This window comes from Kribbella sp. NBC_01484 (genome assembly GCF_036227145.1).
GTDB lineage: Bacteria > Actinomycetota > Actinomycetes > Propionibacteriales > Kribbellaceae > Kribbella.
In genome coordinates, this window is record NZ_CP109437.1 from 5411712 (window position 1) to 5427396 (window position 15685).

Below are 15685 nucleotides of genomic sequence, written 5' to 3' on the forward strand. Positions count from 1 at the left end.
ACTCCGTCCAGTTCCAGGGAGCTTTCACCATGCGGCCCAGTGCCCGCTATCGCCCCCTTGCAGTGCTGCTTGCCTGTAGCGCGGTCCTGTTCGCGTCCGCCTGCGGGGGATCGGGCAAACCCGATGCCTCCGGCAACGACGATGCGGACGCGCCGAAGATCGAGCTCACCATCGCCACCTTCAACGAGTTCGGCTACGAGGACCTCTACCGCGAGTACGAGGCCCAGCACCCGAACATCAAGATCGTCGAGCGCCGCGCCCCGACCGTGGACGCGCACATCAAGAACCTGGAGACCAACCTGGCCTCCGGCTCCGGGATGGCCGACATCGAGGCGATGGAGGTCAGCTGGATCTACAAGTACCTGGCCAAGGCGGACCAGTTCGTCGATCTGCGTCAGTACGGCGCCGACGACCTGAAGGACCGCTGGCTGGACTGGAAGGTAGCCGGCGCCACCACCCAGGACGGCAAGATCGTCGGCTACGGCACCGACATCGGGCCGGAGGCGATCTGCTACCGGCGCGACCTGTTCGCGAAGGCCGGGCTGCCGACCGACCGGGCCCAGGTGGCCAAGCTGTTCGCCGACTGGCCGTCCTACTTCGCCACCGGCCGGAAGTTCAAGCAGAAGGTACCCGGCTCGGCCTGGTACGACTCGGCGGTGCTCACCTGGGAGGCGATGCGCAACCAGCTGATCCAGGCCTACTACTCCAACCAGGATCGCTTCCTCGGTGCGGAGAACCCGTTGCTGAAGCGGACCTGGGACCAGGTGGTCCAGGGCAGCGCGGACGGACTGTCCGCGCGGCTGCCGGCCTGGAGCGACGCCTGGAACCAGGCGTTCCGCACGGACAAGTTCGCGACGATGGCCTGCCCGGGCTGGCTGCTCGGAGTGATCCAGGACAACGCGGGCACCTATGGCAAGGGCAAGTGGGACGTCGCCGACGTGTTCCCCGGCGGTGGCGGCAACTGGGGCGGGTCGTACCTGACCGTCCCGAAGCAGTCGCAGCAGCCGGTCGAGGCGGCCCGGCTGGCCGCCTGGCTGACCGCGCCGGAGCAGCAGGTCAAGGTGTTCAAGAAGATCGGCTCGTTCCCGTCCACGCTGGACGCGTACGACGACCCGCAGGTGAAGTCGCAGGTCAACTCGTACTTCAACAACGCGCCGGTCGGCCAGATCTTCATCAACCGGGCCCGGAACGTGATCCTCAAACAGCACAAGGGTCCGCGCGACGGCGAGATCAACCAGGTCTTCAGCGCCGCCCTGGCTCGCGTGGACGATGGCAAACAAGCCCCCGACGCCGCCTGGAAGCAGGCCCTCGACCTCGCCGACAAGGCCGCCAACACGCGCAAGGGCAACTAAACGTTCGGGCGGATTCGACCGGGTAAGTACTACGGTGTGAACGCAAGCTCACCAACCCCGGGAGGACCGATGAACGAGTCTGGTTCTCCGACGTTGGAGCAGGTCGCGGCGCTCGCCGGGGTGTCCCGGGCGACCGTGTCGCGGGTCGTGAACGGATCGCCCAAGGTGCTGCCGGACACGGTCGCCGTGGTCCAGCGGGCGATCGGCCAGCTCGGCTACGTGCCGAACCGGGCCGCCCGTGCGCTGGTGACGCGCCGGACCGACTCGATCGCGATCGTGGTGCCGGAGCCGGACAGCCGGGTGTTCTCCGACCCGTTCTTCGCGGGCATGCTGGCCGGGGTGAGCCGGACGCTGGCGCCGACCTCGTCCCAGCTGGTGCTGCTGATCGAGCCGGCCGAGGGCGACGACCAGCGCCTGCTGCGCTACCTGCGCGGCGGGCACGTCGACGGCGCGATCATCATCAGCCACCACGGGCGCGACAACGTGCTGCAGGAGCTCGCGCAGTTGCCACTGCCGATCGTGTTCAGCGCCCGCCCGCTCGGCGTCGACGTACCGGTGGCGAGTGTGGACGTCGACAATGTCGCCGGCGCCCGGACCGGCGTCGAGTACCTGCTGTCGATCGGCCGGCGGAAGATCGGGACCGTCACCGGTCCGCTCGACATGACCGCGGGGCTGGATCGGCTGACCGGGTACCAGGACGTGATGAAGGAAGCCGGTCTGCCGACGGCGATCGCGTACGGCGACTTCACCGCCGACGGTGGTGAGCAGGCGGCGCTTCGGCTGTTCGACGACCACGCCGACCTGGACGGGGTGTTCGTCGCGTCCGATCTGATGGCGACCGCGACACTCCGGGTGCTTTCGCAGCGCGGCCGGAAGGTGCCGGACGACGTCGCGGTGGTCGGGTTCGACGACTCGGTGCTGGCGACCACGACGACGCCGAAGCTGACCACGGTCCGCCAGCCGGTCGAGCAGCTCGGCGCGCGACTGGCCGAGATCCTGCTGGCCAAGATCGGCGGCGCCGACCTGCACAGCCCGGAGATCTACGGCACCGAGCTCATCGTCCGCGACTCGGCTTAGGCGCTGCGCGCCGGATCTGAGGGTTTGCGGCTCTGATCTGAGGGGTTTCCTCGGATGTGGCTGCCAGGGGTGCGGACGGACCGTGAAGGGGTAGCAGCGATCCACGCTGCACAGTCCCCTGGGAGAAGTCATGAACCGCAAGTACTACTCAGCCTTCGCAGTATCCGCAGTCGCCATGGGTGCGGTCGTCTTCACCGCAACCGAGGCCTCGGCCACGATGAACGACCCGCAGCCCAGGCCCACGACCCAAGTCGCGCCGGACTGGCCGGACGAAGGGTCGGGCTACCCCGGGTCGCAGGACACCCGGGAGTTCAACTACCCGAAGTACGACCGGAAGTCCGAGGTGGCACCCGCCAAGGCCACACCCGCCGCCGCGGCCGCCACGAAGACGGCGCAGAGCACGTCCGACGGCAACGGATTCCAGTTCGTGCAGTCCGGTGCATCCGCAGCCGCTGGTGCAGCCGTCGCAGTGAGCTGCATCTGGATGTACCGGCGTCGCCAGACGCCGACCACGTAGTCCGGCAAGCCGCAAACCCTGAGGTGAGGAGGACGGACCGATGTCGGGAATCGTTCTGCTACTGATGAGCGGGGTGGCTCTGGGGGCCGGCGTTCTGGTCCTGGCCAGCGTGTCCGGCGGGGTTGGCCAGGGCCAGGATCCGGACACCGAGACCTGGCGCCGGGTGAACGCCGAAGTGGTCTCGGTCCTGCGGACCAGCACCTCCACATTCCTGCTGGTCCGCTATGTGGTCGGGACCTCGCTGATCCACAACGACGTGCGGTACCCGCTCCCAGGAGCCGTACCGCAGGCGGGTCAGCGGGTCCCGATCAGGTTCGATCCGATGACGCCGGCGCGAGCGGTGTTCGACTGGCAGGCGTCCACCGGTACGCCGCCGAAGGTGGCCGGTCCGGCCTGACCACGTCAGACTGGGAGCCGTGGGAGGGACTGCGGTCGCGCGCTCGCCTGGATTGGTCGGCCGGATCGAGGAACGACGGATTCTGGGGGCGGCGATCCAGGGAGCGGTCGAAGGACGGCCGTGTGCGGTGTTCGTGCACGGCGAGGCCGGCGTGGGCAAGACCCGCCTGGCCAGAGCAGTGTGTGACGAGGCCGCGGCGAACGGTTTCGCGGTCCTGTGGGGCCGATGTGTGCGGTTCGGCGCGGTGGATGCGCCGTACGTGCCGCTGATCGGCGCATTGGAGGGCTGGGCCGAGTCGGCCGAGGCCCGTGAGCGGTCCGAGGTACTCGATGCGGTCCCAGCCGCGGGCGAGTTGTTGCCCTCACTGGGCGGTCACACGTCCGACAGCGCGGTCCGGCTGTTGTCCGTGGTGGACGCGCTGATCCAGGCGATCGCTTCACATGGTCCGACAGTGCTGGTGGTGGACGACGTGCAATGGGCCGATCTGGCGTCACGCGACGCGCTCGCCTACCTGGTTGCCGGCTTCCGCAGTCAGCGACTGGCGGTTCTGACCACCTACCGGGACGAGGAAATGGTGTCTGGTGACCCGATGCACACATGGCTGGCCGACCTCCGTCGGCTGCCTTCGGTCACCGACGTGCGGTTGGACCGGCTGAGCTGGGACGAGACCGAGCAACAGTTGGCGCTCTTGCTGGGCGGTGTGCCGCACCGCCGGTTGGTGGACCAGGTCGTACGACGGTCCGACGGCAATCCGTACCTCACCGAGCTGCTCGTGCAAGGGCTGACGAGCACCGCCGAAGGACTGCCCACCGATCTCGCGGCAGAGCTGACCGGAGCCCTGCTCGCTGCCTGGCATCGGCTCTCGCCCCCGGGCCGCGAGGTGATGCGGTTGATGGCGGTCGCCGGCCGGCCGACGTCGATCGATGACCTGCGTGAGGTCGCCGCGGCGCGGGGGATCGACCGCGAGGCCTTGACCAGTGCGCTGGCCGAGGCGACGAACGCCGGCATCAGCGTGGCGCAAGGTCGTGACCTGTGCTGGTTCCGGCATCCGCTGCTCGCCGAGCTTCTCTACACCACCTTCGTTCCGGGTGAGGCCGAGCCCGTGCACGCGGCCTGGGCCGCAACGCTGGAGGCCCGGCCGGCCAGCGGCCTGGACGAGTTGCAACGGCAGGGTGACCTGGCGCTGCACTATGAGCGCGCACGTGACCTGGAGGCCTGCTTCGACGCATCCCTGCGAGCAGCCGATCTTGCGAAGGGGATCCGGTCGCCGCATGAAGAGGCGGTCCATCTACGCCGTGCTGCGCGCCTGTGGCCGATGATCCACCACGATGCCGGCCGGGGAAGTGAGGCAGACCTGTTGGAGCGCGTTGCCCGGGCCAACGATCTGCTCGGAGACGGCGAGGCGAGCTTCGCGGCGTGGAGTCGCACGCTCGAACTCGTCGACGAGCGAACCGACCCGCTCCGCGCCTGCCGCGTGCTGAGGCGCTGGGCGGACTCGGCTTGGGCCACCGGCCGAACCAAGGGCAGGCCGGTCGCGGAGGCAGAGCATGCGGTCGAACTGAGCCGGGCGTTTCCGGACAGCCACGAGTACGCCGACGCACTCGCGTATCTCAGCTGGTGTCAATGGTGGATGAACGAGCTGGGACTGTCCGGGACGTACGCGGAAGACGCGGTCCTGGCAGCCCATCGATCCGGGTCCACTGCGGCACTGGCCCTGGCCTATGCGGTCCGTGGTAACGGGGATGTCCACGGCGAACGCTCCGATGCCGATACCGCGGAGGGCCTCCGTTTCGCGAAGCTGACCGGTGACCCGGAACTGACCTGGCGGGTTGTCGTGATCAGGAACAACTATCTGATCCGGCGAGGTCGCGTGCTGGAATGCGTCGAGATCCTCCGAGAGTTCCTCTCCGTCGCGCTCGATGTCGGCGCGCACTCGGTGGCGGTCTTCGCGGCTGGATTGCTGTCCCATCACCTCTTGATGCTGGGGCGCCTGCACGAGAGTAGCGTCGTCCTCCGCGAAGGGCTTTCGCTGGCCGCACTGCCGATCGCCGGCGCGACGGTCCGGCTGGGAGCAGCCTGGCTGTCGGTACGGCGGGGCGAGCTGGAGGTGGCGGGGCTGCACCTGCAACGGGCCAAGGAGTTGATGGGCCTCGAGAGCAGGGCCGGGTTGGCGGCACAGACGATCCTGGCCGAGTACCTGCTCGCCACGGACGCGGCAGAGCAGGCGCTCGACCTGCTGTCGCGCACGATGGTCGCCCATTTCGCCGATACCCGGGACGCGGACGAGATGCTCGTGTGGGGTGCCCGGGCAGCCGCCGACCTGATGGAGGCGGCGCGGGACCGCAACGACAGCGCAGCCCTCGCGAGAACCCGAGCGGCTTTCGACGACCTCCTGGCCGTGCGGAGCACCATGCAGCCGGCACCCTTCGAGGTCAGTGGTCCCGACGACCTTGTCCAGCCGGCGATGCATGCGTTGTTCACCGCCGAGACAGCACGGTGCATGGCCGACAAGCCCACGTCGGTCGTCTGGACGGAAGCGGTACGCCGGTGTGACGAAGCCGGACTGCGGTTGGACGAGGCCGTCGCCTCCTGGCGGTGCGCGCAGGCCTTGCTCGACGAGGGGGCCACTCGGGCTGTTGTCGCCGTACCGCTGCGATCGGCGTACCGCTTCGCTGTGGAAGCCGGTGCGGCCCCGCTCCGGCAGCAGGTCGAGACACTCGCCGCCCTCGGCCGGATCCGGCTCGAGGAGCCGGCCGATCCCTCGCCCGTGCAGCCGCCGGCTCCCTTCGACTCCTTGACCCGGCGCGAGCAGGAGGTGCTCTCCCACCTGGTGGCGGGCCGGACGTACGCCGAGATCGCCGCGGCGCTGTTCATCAGTGAGAAGACGGTCAGCGTGCACGTGTCGAACCTGCTGCACAAGACCAGTACGTCGTCCCGGCGCGAGGTTGCTGCTCTCGCCGTCAGACTCGGTCAGCCCCCGAACAGCAAGGACTGACCGGCCTACAGCCGGTCGATGGCGCGCTGCGTGAGCCGGTTACCGGGTACCGGGCGGCCGACGGCCGTGCCGTACAGCACGATCTCTTCGTCGGTGTCGACGCGCAGCAGCGCGGACAGTTCGTCGTCCAGGAAGCCGCCGAGATTGACGGCGCCGAGGCGTAGCCCGGTTGCCGCGAGCACCATATTCTGCGCGACGTGCCCTGCCTCCAGGAGTAGGTAGCGGTAGCCGCGGTCGCCGTACCTGCTCAGGCTGCGTTCGCAGACGGCGGACAGCAGCAGGACGACGTTGGCCTCGCCGGCCCAAGGCTGTCCCAGGAACAGCGAGCTGACCAGCGGTGGAGGCACTGCTTCTTCGTGGACCTGCTCAAGGCCGTCGGCGAATGGCACGTAGTGGTAGATCCCGGCGGGGAGGCCGGCCACCGAACGCACCAACACACTCACCTCGAGTGGATAGAGCCCACCGGCGGACGGCACCGGGCGATCGGCGATCTGCAGCGGGCCGCCGTCAGTCACTCCGGTGATGCCGTACCCGGCACGCAGCAGTGTGGCCAGTTCGGCCAGGCTGATCGGCTGGTCGCGGAATGCGCGGCAGGACACCCGCTCCCGCACCAGGTCGGCCAGTGACGCGCCGACCGGTACGCCGGGTGGCAACGGGAACCACGGCGCCTTCGGGTCCTCCCGCCCCGGCCCCGGACGCTGCACCGGCGCGTCCGCCGTGTCGAACGCCGAGCGGGTGGATCCACGGTGGTACATCCAGGCCAGCGGCTGATCGGTGCGGAAAGTGGTGGGTTCTGTCGTCATCTGCCGGCCTCACGCCAATGGGTGGGGGTCGAGGTTCAGCTCGTCCAAACGCGCCGGCCCAGGGCGCAAACCTAGTCGGCTCGGCATCTCCAGCAGCCGGCGTCCGCCGAGCCGGGCCCGGTCCGCACCGAACCAGATGGGGACGAATCCCGGGACCAGACCGCGCACCACATGGATCCCGAGAGCGGCCACATCCGGCGGCGTGAGGTCCACAGCGAGCACGTCCGGCGCCACCGCGGCCAGCGACCGGGTCATGTCCGTGAGGCCATCATTGCCTTCGGCAAGGACTGGCGTGGCGTCCGGCCAGGGTTGCCGCGGCGCGTCGCGGAGGAACCGCATCCCGGTCGCGGCCGCGCGCGGGTCGGCGTACAGCAGATCGTGGTCGTCGACGGTTGTCACCTTGGACGCCATCGCAGCCAGTTCCGCCGCTCGGGCCCGTACCGCGGGGTCGCGGAGGCTGCTGCCCAGGATCGGCCGCACCTGGCCGGCCTCGAGCACCGCGGACCGCGCGGCGGCGATCGGATCCAGTGCCGCACTGACGCCGATCGCCGCGGCGGGTGCCTGGTCGGACCACATGATCGCGAGCGCGACCGTCGCCACCGTGTCGCAGGGCAACAGATGCACCACGACCTCGACACCGCGACGTGCGTACAACGCGGCGATCGCGCTGGTCTGCTCGTCCGGAACGTCGCCGGCCGCCACACACCGTCCCGGCAGCCGATGCGACCACGCGATCGCGAACGCGTCCCGCTCGACCACCTCGAGCAACGCCCGCAGCGTCGCGCCGGCCAGGTCGGGCCACGCCGCGAAGCCGGTGGACGTGGCCGGGAAGAGCGCGGCCTCGGTCGACGGCAGGTAGCCCAGATGCGTTGCGAGCAACGGAATCCATACCTCCTCGCCGGTCACCAGCGAATGGGCCGGCACCCATTCCAGCTCGGTCTCCGGCCGCCACCGCTGGTACGGCACGACGTCGTACTGATGGTCGGCGAACAGCACCAGGTCGCGCGGATGCAGCCCGGTCCGGTCCAATCCGTCGTACGTCGAACTGATCCTGCGCTCCGGTTGCCAGGTCGTTGCGGCATACCGCTCCAGGGCTTCGCCGACCGCGCTGTCTCGAGCCTGCTGACGACTCCACCCCTTGCCGGAGCACGAGACGAAGGCGTTGACACCGGTGCGGAAGTGGGAGTTGGCAAGCTCGGCGCGGACGATGAACGGCCGCTCTGGCTCGGTCGGTGCCTTCGGCATCAGCTCGACCGTGCGGATCACGCCGCACAGCGGGTCGACCGCGCGCTGGACGATCAGGTCGGCCTGACCCTCAGCGGGCCGTGGCCGGCGGCCTTTTGTTGAGCACGCCGGACAGTCGGGGCGTGGCAGTACCGGGTGCAGCTCCTCGGCGCCGGATGCGTCGAGCGTCAGGACGCCGCCCGCCAGCCGTGGCGGGGCGATCGCGAGCGTCTGCGCGAACACCTCCGCCACGAGCCTGCTGGTGACCATCGGCAGCAATGCAGGCAGCACGGGCCTCGGCGCGGCATCCGGGATCCGGAGGGCGTCAAGTGCTTCCTCGTCCGCCATCGCCGCGGTGAAATCATCCGCACAGGCGAGCGCGCGCATCCGCCAGCACAGGAAGCAGGGGCCCTCGTCGGGCAACACCAGTGGACCGATGGTTGCCTGGGTGCCTTGGAGCTCGGCGTGCAACGTTGGTACGTCCAGCATCAGCCCGGTCGTGTTGACCCACGGATGGAGGACCGGAAGCGTTCCATCACCGGCCGCGACGACCAGATCCGCACCCGTCATCACCTCCGGCAGTTCATCGCGCTTGCGCGGATAAGGAAGCCGTACCACGCCGCCAGGACCGACACTCGAGCTCGTCAACGCCGCGCTCACCGCGTCAGCGAGATCCGGCCGCCCGATCAGCACGACACGGAGCGCCGCCGGCCGACCGGCGAGCACTCTGCGCTCGCGGTCTGACGACACCAGGGACTGCCGGTCCGGGACCGAGGTCATCCGCCGAGATCGGCGAACCGCTGAACGGTGGCGGGGTCGTAGGCACCGCTGGTGCCCGATCCGAGCCCAGGCTCGAACAGACCCGACATCGCGCACTTGTGGACGAACCTGAAGTGGGAGACCGTTCCTCCCGCTGCAAAAGCCGTCGCGTCCGCAAACTCGTTCTCGAGCTGGAGACCACCCGTCGTGGTCCCCAGGATGTTGCGGACCTTGATGTAGGCCTGCCACTCTTCCGGGCTGACGCCGTCCAGCGCGTCCTTCAGCTCGGCGATCTGGGTCTTGAACGCGTCGAAATCCTCTGGAGCCGACATCGCTTCCCCCTCTTGTCGTCCCACCCTGCATCGAGTATCGACCCGGTGATGCCTGGCCGCCAGGGTTCGTCCGAGGCTTAGGGCGGGTCGTTCTGGAACTGGAACTGCACCCGGATCGAGTCGTCCAGGGGCAGGACGACGGTCGTGTTGGACGCGCTCCAGTGCTGTGGGACCAGGAACATCCGGTTCTGGCCGACCACGAGCAGCCGAAGACCGCGGTAGCGATAGTGGAACGTCTGACCCGCGCCCGCTCGGAGCGCGGTCTCCTCCAGACCCGGTGACCGCAGCGCGAGCTTCTCCTTCGTGTCCAGGATGACGACGGGGAAGCGATCCAGGTGCCGAGCGTCGGACTTCGCCAGCCCACGACCCGAGTACTGCGCTGTCGTCGCGGTCGCCCAGAACGCGCAGGTCACGGTCACGACCGCGAGCAACGCGATCAGCACTCGCTGTGTGCCGAACTCCGGATCGACCTTGCCACGCAGGTACGTCAGGTACGCGAGCGCGGCCGCGGCCAGCCCGATCACGGCCGGCACGACGAGGGCGTAGTACGGGAGGTGCCCGATCAGCGGAAAGGCGAGCAGGCCGACCACTCCGACCACCAGTACGGCGGCGGCCGCCCGGGCGGATCGCCGTACGGCGACAGCCGTCGGATGGATCGCCTTGTGCAGCAGCAGACCGCCGACGGCGAGCAGGGTGATGCCGAGCAGCGGGACGAGGAGCGGCTGCGGACTGCGCATCACGTAGTCCTGCGTACTCAGCCCGATCGTGTCGACGTCGATCCCGAAGTACTCGTACTGCGATCGTGACGAGACGTAGCCGAAGTAGAACAGCAGCGCGCTGATCAGCGTCACCGGCGCCACGATGCCCGCGGCGAAACTCACCCACCGCTCAGCCTGCGACCGCTCGTCAGCCATCCGTCAGCCACCCGACGGCGTCTCGTCCGGCGTGGTCTCGGCCGACGGCGTCACCTTCGGCGAGGTCTCGTTCGAGGCTGTCTCGCTCGGGGTCGTCTCGAGCTCCTCGGGGAAGAAGAAGATCTGACTTTCGCCGAAACCCGCGGTGAGACTCTGGCAGTCCGCCTTGGTGGCGCAGACCGCGCTCGCCTTGATGATGAGGCGTACCTCGTCGCTGCTGCTCACGATCTGGCGGGCACCGACGTAGCAGGGCACTGGATCGGCCGACTGCCACTTGATGCCCGAACACGGCCGACGGTCGCCGCAGGCCGATTGGCGCAGTGTGAAGACCCCCTCGGACTCGAGGTGGATCTCTTTGACAGTGATCGTCGTACCGTCCGGGATGGGCTTCTTGCCCAGCCAGTTGACGATCGCGCAGTGGTCGACGCCGTCGACGGAGGGGTTGTCCCCTCCGATCGGCGCGTTGGCGATCTTGATCGACGGCTTCTGCTGCTTGGTCTGCGTGCTTTCCGGATCGGTCGGCTCGGGCGCCGGTGCACCGGTGGACTCCGTGACGTTCGGCTCGGGCGCCGGTTCGCCGGGGGAGTCCTGGACGGTCTGCTCCTGCGTCGGCGTAGCCCCGCTGCTCGGCGTACCTGCGGTGTTGGGTGTACCTGCGCTGCTCGGCAAACCCGCGCTGCTCGGTGTACCTGCGGCGTTCGGTGTATCTCCGCTGCTCGGCCTATGGGTGCAACTCACCGCCGATACGGCCAGCGCCGCGATCGCCAGCAACCTCCAGATCATGACGGTCATCGTCAGCCGCCGGCGGAGGTTTCGGTCGTGGGGCTGTCGAGGACGTCCGGGGAGAAGGTGATCTGACTGCCGTGGCTGCCGTTGGCCAGGCTGTCGCAGTCCTCCTGGCTCGCGCAGGTCGCCGCGACCGGGATGATCAGACTGACGTCCTTGGAGCCGTTGGCGACCTGACGGACGCCGACGTAGCAGGGTTGGAAGCTGCTCGACTGCCACTGGACGTCCGTGCACGGCCGCAGATCGCCGGCACAGGACGACTGATCCCAGTCGAAGACACCGCCGGGATCGAGGCCGGGCGTGCCGAGCTTGATCGTGGTCCCGTCCGGGATCGGGTTGCGCCCGAGCCAGTTGACCTCGGCGCACTGCTTGCTGCCGTCGACATCGACGTTGCCGCCGATCGGTGCGGACGCGAGCTCGATCGCCGGCTGCTGTTGCGGTGCCTGGCTGCTCTCCGGGCTGGTCGGTTCGGGCGCCGGCTCGCCGGTGTTGTCCGGGGTCGTGAGCACCCCGGGTGTCGGCGTACCGCCGTCATTCGTGTCCGAACACCCTGCCAGCAGTACGGCGACCATCGCGATCCCCACGGTGAGTTCGCGCATGTCGACCACCCCCAGCAACAGAATGACCCTGCGTGCAGACGTCGACAACCTTTTGTTCACTCTCCGCTGCGACAACTGTCAATCCAGGTAATGGCCGTGGTATCTCTGAGTGAAAGGGGGGCCTGCATGACCGACCACGAGATCCGGATCGCGCTGGTGTTGAACGGCGGGGTCAGCCTGGCCGTCTGGATGGGCGGAGTGACGCACGAGCTGGATCTGATCCGGCGCGCGTCCGGCGACGGGACGGCACCGAAGTCGCAGCCGTACGACGAGCAACTCGCCAAGCGATGGCGTGATCTGTGCCGGCAGGGTGACGAGGACCGGAGGGTCGTGGTCGACGTGATCGCGGGGACGAGTGCCGGCGGTCTGAACGGGTCGTTGCTGGCGACCGCGATCTCGAACGGCTCGACACTGGACCCCGACGGTGAGGACGGGCCGTGGCTGCGGCAGAAGTGGGTCGCGCTCGGTTCGCTCGAGGTCGGCAAGCTGGTGCCCTCGGATCAGAAGTCGACCTCGGTGCTCGACGGCAAGTACTTCCTGCAGGAGCTGGACACCCTGATCAAAGGGGTCGCCGACGCGGGTGAGTCCGCGGCGGAGGAGCCCGTCACGCTGTTCGTGACGGCGTCCGGGCTGGGTGTGCAGCAGTTCGAGGCCAGGGACGCCGCTGGACAGGCCTTCGTCGTACCGGATCACCGGTATCTGTATGCCTTCACCAGTGAGAACGCGGCGACGTACGACGGCAAGACCCGGACGTACTCCGTCGCGGACAAGAACGGACTGAAGGACACCAATCTGCTCGCCCGGGCGGCCCGCGCGTCCGCGTCGTTCCCGGCCGCGTTCGGGCCGGTGCTGGAGACACCCAGGCTGGCCGCGAGCCCACCGCGGACGCAGCCGACCACCGGCGAGGCCGGCGCCTGGCTCGTGGACGGCGGCGTCCTCGACAACGCGCCGTTCGGTCCGGTGCTCGACGTGGTCGCGCGGCGGCCGGTGGCCGGACGGGCGACCCGGTACGTGCTGTACGTCGTACCGTCCTCGGGGATCGGGAGTGCGGCGACGGCGTTGCCCGAGGCGAAGGAGCCGAGCTGGCGGGTGGCGGCGCTGTCGGCCGTGCAGTTCCCGCGCGAGGTGGACTTCCGGTCCGACGTCGAGCAGCTCGAGCGGCTGCTGCTGGAGGCGGACGCGTCCTGGTCCGACACCCAGCGGCTCTTTGATCGTTGCATGAAGCAACCAGAGGAGCGGACCCGGCTGAAGGCGGCGGCCGCGGCACTGCAGCCGGTGTACTCGCGGGGCCGGGCGGCCGGCGGGGTGTGGGAGGCAGTGACGATCGCGAACCACGACCAGTCCACCGTGCTGGACGCGGCGACCGCGCTGTCGGAGCCGGAGATCGACGAGATCCTGGCGACGAAGCATCCGTGGGTGCCCGGGCCGGACGGTTCGACGGCCGCGTTGCAGGACGATGCTGACGGCAACCCGAGCTGGTTGTGGGGGACCGGTGCGGCGGAGCGCGTCGTACGCCTGATCCTGCGCTCGCTGCGGAGCCGGGTCAGCGACGCGCCGCAAGCCGAGCGCCCCGAACTCGAGCGGCGGTTGAAGGCGGCCAGTGACTGCTTGCTCCAGGTGCAAGCGGTGCGGGACGCGCTGAACGAGCGGCTGGCCAAGGCCGATCTCGATCTGCGTCCGGCCGGTGGTGCCGAGGCGGTCGCGATCGGGCTGAACGACATCTTCGAGGAGTTGCAGATCCAGCGTGCGCTGGGTGACACGTTCCTCGACCTGATCGCTGCCATCGGCTGGGAGCTCATCGACACCGCGCTCGAGGTCGAGATCGTGTCGCGGTGCACGTCGGCGCGGACGCCGCAGCAACGCAGCGCGCCGTTCCAGTTCCTGCGGCTGGGGCCGGACATCCCGCTGACCCTGCTGGACGACCAGCCGGAAGGCTCGATCGCCAACGACCTCAAGGACCGCATCCTGTACGGGACGCAGGTCGGGCACTTCGGCGCGTTCGGTGCGGCGGACTGGCGGCGGTGGGACTGGCTGATGGGCCGGTTGCACTGTGTCGCCCATCTCGGCGCGATGCTCGGCGCCGACGCGGACTGGATCCGCGAGACCCAGCGGCAGGTGCTGGAGGCCGAGGACTGGAAGATCCAGACCGTCACCGAATGCATCCAGCGGCTGGCCGAAGACTTCCCGGCCGACGCCGGCCTGGGTGCGCTGGTGACGATGCGGGACGAACTGAACGGTTCGGCCGAGGGCCGGGCGACCACCAAGGGGCTGGCCGACCGGATGGTCGAGGTCTCCGGCGGCCTCGGGCCGCAGGTCGGCGGCTGGGTCAAGGCTGCGGCCGGCCGCAAGCATCAGCCCGGGTCGTGGCTGCTGCGCTGCGCCCGCTGGTTCACCGAGCCGGCCCGGCAAACGGCCTGGGAGCGGATGGTGCGGGGCGTGAAGCTGACCCCGGCGCAGCGGCCGCTGCTGTTCGAGCCGTGGTTGCCGTTGGCAACTTTTGGGGCAGGCGTGGTGCTCCTCGTCGTCGCCGGGATCGTCGACATGGCCGCCGTACGGATCATCCTCGCGGTGCTGGCCGGTGCGGTACTCGCGGTCGCCGCGGCACTCGGCGTGGTCACCTGGTACGTCCGGCGCGCGCGACGGCGGATCCAGGCCTGGATCGAGGACCGGATGCCGGAGATCAGTCCAGCGTCACGAAATCGATGAGTTCCTCGACCCGGCCGAGCAGCGCCGGGTCGAGATCGGCGAAGCTGTTCACCTTGGACAGGATGTGCTTCCAGGCCGCGGCCACGTCGGCCTGGTCGGTGGCCGGCCAGCCGAACGCCTGCAGCACGCCTTTCTTCCAGTCCTGCCCGTGCGGGATCGTCGGCCAGGCCTTGATCCCGACCGACGACGGCTTGACCGCTTCCCAGATGTCGATGAACGGGTGCCCGACCACGAGCACGTGGCGGTCGGTGACCTGGGCCGCGATCCTCGACTCCTTAGAGCCCTCGACCAGGTGGTCCACCAGAACGCCGAGCCGGCGGCCGGGACCGGGCTGGAACCGGTTCACGATCCCGGGCAGGTCGTCGACGCCCTCGAGGTACTCGACCACGACGCCCTCGATCCGCAGGTCGTCGCCCCAGACCCGCTCGACCAGTTCGGCGTCGTGCCGGCCCTCGACGTAGATGCGGCTGGCCCGGGCCACCTTGGCCCGGACGTTGTCCACGGCCACCGAGCCGGACGCCGTCCGGGTCTTCTTCGCCGGCCCGGCCTTCTTCGGCGCCTTCAGGCTGACCGGCTTGCCGTCCAGCCAGAACCCCGGACCGAGCGGGTAGGTCTTGATCTTGCCGAACCGGTCCTCCAGATCGACGACCCCGTGCTCCCAGCGCACGATCGCACCGACGAACCCCGAACTCGGCTCCTCGACGACCATCCCCTTCTCGATCTCCACCTCGACGGTCCGCCCGTTCTTGGGCTTGCGCCAATCCCCACTGAGTACGTCGTTCCCATACCGATCAGCCACCGCACAACCGTATGCGCCGCGGCCTGTCTTCCAGTTCAACCACACCCACGCCACCTGCACTGGATCGATCGAGGTCCGGTGGCGCGGTGCGCGTTGGCTTGGGTGCCGGGCCAGCTGTCGGGGGCTGGGATCCCGGCTTGGGGGCTGAGACAGGGAATAACCTGTCCCGGCCCACCACGTCTAGTCCGAGGCCCCGGCAGTTGGTTAGCGGCTGGCCCAACCCCATCCCAGCGGACACCACCCCGCCAGCGGACACCACCCCGCCCGGCTTCACAGCAGCCCGGCTCCCACGCGTCGTCGGGATCGCTCACTTTGTGCACCAGATCCGTACCGCGCCCGCCTCGGCGTACGGATCTGGTGCACAAAGTCGACCCTGGCCGGCGTCTGCAGCCCCGATCCGCGCCGGCCGAGGACGGCGCGGGCGC

Annotated in this window: 13 protein-coding genes; 6 read left to right on the top strand and 7 right to left on the bottom strand. The window is 69.2% G+C overall.

Translation table 11 applies throughout. The annotated features are described in order from the left end of the window. Positions 1-29: 29 nt before the first annotated feature. The 5 genes from OG555_RS26715 to OG555_RS26735 all read left to right on the top strand — a co-directional run bounded on the left by OG555_RS26715 (position 30) and on the right by OG555_RS26735 (position 6338). Positions 30-1352 carry an ABC transporter substrate-binding protein gene (locus OG555_RS26715; protein ID WP_329475294.1) on the top strand — a complete coding sequence of 441 codons (1323 nt, stop codon included), beginning with the start codon at positions 30-32 and terminating at the stop codon, positions 1350-1352. A 69-nt stretch (positions 1353-1421) separates the two neighbouring features. Continuing rightward, the gene (locus OG555_RS26720) at positions 1422-2429 is read left to right on the top strand and encodes a LacI family DNA-binding transcriptional regulator (protein ID WP_329475295.1); all 1008 of its coding nucleotides are present in this window, start codon (positions 1422-1424) and stop codon (positions 2427-2429) included. Positions 2430-2559: 130 nt separating this feature from the next. Then, a complete protein-coding gene (locus OG555_RS26725; protein WP_329475296.1) occupies positions 2560-2946 on the top strand; it encodes a hypothetical protein in 387 nt (128 codons plus the stop codon). Positions 2947-2986: 40 nt separating this feature from the next. Then, entirely contained in the window at positions 2987-3343 is a 357-nt protein-coding gene (locus OG555_RS26730) for a hypothetical protein (protein WP_329475297.1), read from the top strand. Between the two features lie 19 nt (positions 3344-3362). Continuing rightward, the gene (locus OG555_RS26735; protein WP_329475298.1) at positions 3363-6338 is read left to right on the top strand and encodes a helix-turn-helix transcriptional regulator; all 2976 of its coding nucleotides are present in this window, start codon (positions 3363-3365) and stop codon (positions 6336-6338) included. A 5-nt stretch (positions 6339-6343) separates the two neighbouring features. On the opposite strand, the gene OG555_RS26740 is transcribed toward OG555_RS26735, so the two are convergent. From OG555_RS26740 to OG555_RS26765, 6 genes are all read right to left on the bottom strand, one after another. Further along, positions 6344-7141, bottom strand: a complete 798-nt coding sequence (locus OG555_RS26740; RefSeq protein WP_329475299.1) for a SagB/ThcOx family dehydrogenase — start codon at positions 7139-7141, stop codon at positions 6344-6346. A gap of 9 nt (positions 7142-7150) precedes the next feature. Beyond that, on the bottom strand, positions 7151-9145 hold the full coding sequence (locus OG555_RS26745; RefSeq protein ID WP_329475300.1) for a TOMM precursor leader peptide-binding protein: 1995 nt from the start codon (positions 9143-9145) through the stop codon (positions 7151-7153). Further along, positions 9142-9456 (bottom strand): hypothetical protein, encoded by a 315-nt coding sequence (locus OG555_RS26750; RefSeq protein WP_329475301.1) that lies wholly within the window; start codon positions 9454-9456, stop codon positions 9142-9144. The genes OG555_RS26745 and OG555_RS26750 overlap by 4 nt, the downstream gene beginning before the upstream one ends. A 77-nt stretch (positions 9457-9533) precedes the next feature. After that, on the bottom strand, positions 9534-10370 hold the full coding sequence (locus OG555_RS26755; RefSeq protein ID WP_329475302.1) for a hypothetical protein: 837 nt from the start codon (positions 10368-10370) through the stop codon (positions 9534-9536). A gap of 3 nt (positions 10371-10373) precedes the next feature. After that, a complete protein-coding gene (locus tag OG555_RS26760) occupies positions 10374-11153 on the bottom strand; it encodes a hypothetical protein (RefSeq protein ID WP_329475303.1) in 780 nt (259 codons plus the stop codon). A gap of 11 nt (positions 11154-11164) precedes the next feature. After that, positions 11165-11755 (bottom strand): hypothetical protein, encoded by a 591-nt coding sequence (locus tag OG555_RS26765; RefSeq protein WP_329475304.1) that lies wholly within the window; start codon positions 11753-11755, stop codon positions 11165-11167. Between the two features lie 126 nt (positions 11756-11881). Between OG555_RS26765 and OG555_RS26770 the strand changes: the two genes are divergently transcribed. Next, positions 11882-14461: a DUF3376 domain-containing protein gene (locus OG555_RS26770; RefSeq protein WP_329475305.1), complete on the top strand. Its 2580-nt coding sequence runs from the start codon at positions 11882-11884 to the stop codon at positions 14459-14461. Here OG555_RS26770 and OG555_RS26775 read toward each other — a convergent pair. Beyond that, positions 14436-15260 (bottom strand): DUF3097 domain-containing protein, encoded by an 825-nt coding sequence (locus OG555_RS26775; protein ID WP_329475306.1) that lies wholly within the window; start codon positions 15258-15260, stop codon positions 14436-14438. The two genes, OG555_RS26770 and OG555_RS26775, sit on opposite strands and share 26 nt — an antisense overlap. Positions 15261-15685 lie beyond the last annotated feature (425 nt).